This window comes from Nonomuraea terrae, from assembly GCF_004348995.1.
Classification (GTDB): Bacteria; Actinomycetota; Actinomycetes; order Streptosporangiales; family Streptosporangiaceae; genus Nonomuraea; species Nonomuraea terrae.
The window spans coordinates 1-3,387 of record NZ_SMKQ01000382.1 but is presented as its reverse complement, the minus strand read 5'-3'; the positions used below and the strand labels follow the sequence as shown (position 1 = coordinate 3,387).

The 3,387-nt window shown below is 74.4% G+C and carries 4 protein-coding genes and 1 pseudogene; all 5 read left to right on the top strand.

Features of this window, described 5'->3' with window-relative positions:
- Nucleotides 1-491: pseudogene (locus E1286_RS48705) on the top strand (hypothetical protein); the annotation flags it as partial.
- 9 nt (nucleotides 492-500) lie between these two features.
- Complete coding sequence (locus E1286_RS46530; protein WP_246075737.1) at nucleotides 501-1,343, top strand: AraC family transcriptional regulator; 843 nt, start codon at nucleotides 501-503, stop codon at nucleotides 1,341-1,343.
- An 11-nt stretch (nucleotides 1,344-1,354) separates the two neighbouring features.
- Complete coding sequence (locus E1286_RS46525) at nucleotides 1,355-2,017, top strand: AzlC family ABC transporter permease (RefSeq protein ID WP_132623724.1); 663 nt, start codon at nucleotides 1,355-1,357, stop codon at nucleotides 2,015-2,017.
- Entirely contained in the window at nucleotides 2,014-2,328 is a 315-nt protein-coding gene (locus E1286_RS46520) for an AzlD domain-containing protein (RefSeq protein ID WP_132623722.1), read from the top strand. Before E1286_RS46525 ends, E1286_RS46520 begins: the two co-directional genes overlap by 4 nt.
- A gap of 10 nt (nucleotides 2,329-2,338) precedes the next feature.
- Nucleotides 2,339-3,387, top strand: a 1,049-nt coding sequence (locus tag E1286_RS46515) for a serine/threonine-protein kinase (protein ID WP_132623720.1), incomplete at its 3' end; no start/stop codon positions are given.

Sequence of the window (3,387 nt, the reverse complement as noted above, 5' to 3'; positions counted from 1 at the left end):
GACCGGCCCCCACCCAGGAGCCGAGCGGCGCCGTCGTGCCCGAGGGCTGGCGGCCGTACGCGAACACGGCCGGCCGCTTCCGCCTCGCCGTCCCCAAGGGCTGGCGGGCGAAGAAGAACCCCGCCAGGGACAGCGTCTCGCTCCAAGGCCCCGGCACCCCGGGAACGCTCCTCGTGGAGTGGACCGTCCCTGACATCCCCTGGCGGGACCCGGTACGCCACTGGATCGGCCTCGAACGCGAGATCCGGGCGAAAGGCGAGTTCCGGCAGTACACCCGGCTCGGCATCACCCCCACCGACTACCTCGGCGTGCGGGCGGCAGACTGGGAGTTCACCCGGCTGCGTGAGGGGGTGCTGATCCACGTGATCAACCGCGGCTTCCACACCCCCGACGGCCGCCCGTACGCGATCTACTGGGAGACCCCGCAGTCCCGGTGGGAGCAGGACAGACACTACTTCGAGACGTTCACGAAGACGTTCAGACCGCAGTGAGGAGGTGCCGTGAAGGAGCAGGCGCGCTTCTGGCGGCACCCGGCGGTGCCGGAGACCGACCTGCTCAAGGCCCGCTACGTCACCCACCGCTTCACCCGGCACGCCCATGACGGCTACGCCATCGGCCTGATCGTCGAGGGCGTGGAGGAGTTCGACTACAGCGGCACCCTGCACCGGGCGGGGGCGGGCGAGGTGGTGCTGGTCAACCCCGACACCGCCCACACCGGCCAGGCGGGCGTGCCAGGCGGGTGGTCGTACCGCATGCTCTATCCGTCGATCGACCTGCTGGCCGGGATCGCCGCAGAGCTGGGCGGGCCGTACGGCACGCCGCACTTCCCCTCGCAGGTGGTGCGCGACGACCACGTGGCGGCGCTGCTGGCCCGCGCGCACCGGGCGGCCGAGCGCGGCGACGCGCTGGCCGCCTCGACGCTGAGCCGTACGCTGTTCGCCCGCCTGCTGAGCCGCCACGCCGCTCCCCGGCCGCCGTCGGCGCCGCCCGCGGGAGGCAGGAAGGCCGTGCGGGAGGCCATCGACCTGCTGCACGACAGCCTGGTCGACCCGCCCTCGCTGGACGAGCTGGCGGTCGCGGTGGGCGCGCGGCCGTTCGCGCTGCTGCGGGCGTTCAAGGAGGCGACGGGCCTGCCACCGCACGCCTACCTCACCTCGCTGCGGGTACGCCGGGCCCGCCGCCTGCTGCTGACCGGCATGCCGCCGGCGCGGGTGGCCACCGAAGTGGGCTTCACCGACCAGGCCCACCTGAACCGGCACTTCAAACGGGTCATGGGCGTGCCGCCGGCGGCGTACCAGCGGGCCGCAGGAACGTACAAGACCGGCGGTTCCAGGAGCACCTAGCCTCTGTCCCCATGGACCAGACAACTCACCGTTCCGCCGCCGTGCGGGACGGTCTCGGCGTGGGCCTGGCCGTGGGGCTGTCCGGGCTCGCCTTCGGCGCCGCGGCCGTCACCGCGGGCCTGACCGTGCCGCAGGCGTGCGTGCTGAGCCTGCTGGCGTTCACGGGGGCCTCCCAGTTCGCGCTGACGGGCGCGGTGGGCGCGGGCGGCGACCTGGTGGCCGCGAGCCTCGGCGCGCTGCTCCTCGGCGGCCGCAACACCCTGTACGGCCTGCGCCTGGCCGATCTTCTTCGCGTACGCGGCCCGCGCCGCCTGCTCGCCGCCCAAGGCGTCATCGACGAGACCACGGCCGTCGCGCTCGCCCAGCCCACCCCTGAGGCGGCCCGCACGGGGTTCGTGACCACGTTCGCCGGCCTGTACGTCACCTGGAACCTCACCACGCTGGCGGGCGCATTCGGCACGTCGTCGCTGGGCGATCCCGCCATGCTGGGGCTGGACGTCGTGGGCCCGGCGGCGTTCCTGGCCATCCTGTGGCCGAGGCTGACGGGCAGCGCCGAGCTGCGCGGGCTGGCCGCGGCCGCGGCGGTGATCGCGTTGTGCGCCACCCCGTTCTTCCCACCGGGCGTGCCCGTGCTGCTGTCGGCCGTCGCGGTGCTGGTGGTGATGGTCCGATGACGACCTTGTGGTGGGCGATCGCGGCGGTCTGCGCGGGCTGCTACGCGCTGAAGCTGGCCGGGCTGGCTGCGCCGCGGCAGGTGCTGGACCACCCGTCGGTGCGCCGCTTCGCCGAGCTGGTGCCGGTGGCGCTGCTGGGGGCGCTGATCGCGGTGCAGGTGTTCACGGAGGAGGGCGGGCTGAGCGTCGACCCGGCCCGGACGGCCGGCCTCGGGGCGGCGGTCGTGGCGCTGCTGCTGCGGGCGCCGTTCCTCGTCGTGCTGGCCGCGGCGGCCGCCGTGACGGCGCTTGTGCGGATTTTTCTCGGGTAGTCGCCGATGCATGTCCGATTCAGCGGCGTTGGTCGGTGGGCGCTACCGCCTCCTCAGAACGATCGGCAAGGGCGGCATGGGCAAGGTCTGGCACGCGCACGACGAGGTGCTGGGCCGCGACGTGGCGGTGAAGGAGGTCCTGCCCCCTCCCGATCTGACCGGCCCCGAGCGCGAGGTGTTCTCCGTACGCACCTTCCGTGAGGCGCGGGCGGCCGGCCGGGTGTCGCACCCCGGCGTGGCCACCGTGTACGACGTCCTGGAGGAGGACGGTCACCCGTGGATCGTCATGCAGCTCGTGCACTCGCGCACGCTGGGCGACCTGATCCGCGACGACGGGCCGATGCCGCCGCGCGAGGCCGCGGGCATCGGGCTGCAGATCCTGGAGGCGCTGCGCGCCGCGCACGCGGCGGGGGTGCTGCACCGGGACGTCAAACCGGACAACGTGCTGTTAACGCCGGACGGCAGGGCCGTGCTCACCGACTTCGGCATCGCGACGACGGAGGACGACGCGCCCGTCACCCGGACGGGCATCCTGATCGGCACCCCGGCGTTCATGGCGCCCGAGCGCGCGGAGGGCGGCCAGGCCAGGCCTGCCTCCGACCTGTGGTCGCTGGGCGTGACGCTGTACATGGCCGTCGAGGGCCGTTCGCCGTTCCAGCGCGACAACGCCCTGGCCACGCTGGGCGCGGTCATGCACGCCGACCCGGAGCCGATGGTCGGCGCGGGTGTGCTGGCCCCTGTGCTGGACGGCCTGCTGCGCAAGGACCCGGACGAGCGGATGGCGCTGGAGGAGGCCGAGCGGCGGCTGGCCACGATCGTGGCGGGCGGCGTCCCGGAGGCGGCCGGCCCGGTCGCGGCGGGCGCCCTCGCAGGATCGGCCGCGGGTGCCGCGGCTCGCAGGCCCCGCCGGATCCCGATGGCCGCCATCGCGGCGGGCACGCTCGTCGTGGCGATCGTCACGGGAGGCGCGGCGTGGCTGACGCACCGCCCGGCCGACGTCTCGCCCGACCCGGTCCCCGCGGTGGTGACCACGCCGAGCACGTCGTCGCCCTCCCCTTC

Excerpts from the sequence above, each read along its gene's own strand:
- E1286_RS46525 (WP_132623724.1), top strand. The coding sequence starts at position 1,355 with ATGGACCAGACAACTCACCGTTCCGCCGCCGTGCGGGACGGTCTCGGC.
- E1286_RS46520 (WP_132623722.1), top strand. The coding sequence starts at position 2,014 with ATGACGACCTTGTGGTGGGCGATCGCGGCGGTCTGCGCGGGCTGCTAC.